This is a genomic window from Vibrio sp. 378 (genome assembly GCF_033339435.1).
In genome coordinates this window covers 1-574 of record NZ_JAWOUO010000916.1, presented here as the reverse complement: position 1 = coordinate 574, position 574 = coordinate 1, and the positions used below count along the sequence as shown (strand labels likewise).

General features: G+C 38.2%; 2 pseudogenes. One reads left to right on the top strand and one right to left on the bottom strand.

What is annotated here, in order from left to right:
• A pseudogene (locus R7Q48_RS29590) lies at positions 1-231 on the bottom strand (carboxypeptidase M32); the annotation flags it as partial.
• A gap of 86 nt (positions 232-317) precedes the next feature.
• On the opposite strand from R7Q48_RS29590, the pseudogene R7Q48_RS29585 reads away from it, so the two are divergent.
• Positions 318-574, top strand: a pseudogene (locus tag R7Q48_RS29585) (recombinase family protein); the annotation flags it as partial.

Here is a 574-nt window from a genome sequence, read left to right as displayed (position 1 = left end):
AGCATTAAGCGTTTCACCTGTTGCTTGTTTTACGAGCTCATCGGTAGTTAACAAGCTGCCTTTGCTCCAAATATTGTCTGATAGCCAAGTAAAGATAGGTGAAAGGTCACCACTTTGAATTACGCCATCAACGTCGATAGTCTTCTTCATCGCTGCCATAAACTGTGCCGCGTACATGGCTCCTAGTGTGTACGATGGGAAATAACCAAAAGAGCCGTCTGCATACTGAACACTGATACTTTTTAAAAAAGTATTTATTGACATAGGCTTATCGAACAGTCATAACTATACAGTCACCTCATGGATAGGTTATTTAGATGAAGTTGGAACATTTTTCTCATACTGAACCCCAGATTTATTCTTACAGCAGATTTTCGAATATTAGACAAGAAAAAGGCCGCTCATTAGCGAGGCAAAAGAAATTTATTGATGAGGTTTCAGCGAAGTTTAACTTAAAAATCAATAAAGACTTGGTGATGACAGATAGAGGTCTTTCTGCATTTCATGGTCACCATAAAACAAAAGGAGCTTTAGGAGTCTTTTTAGCTGCTGTTGAAAAACAGTTAATTAAGCC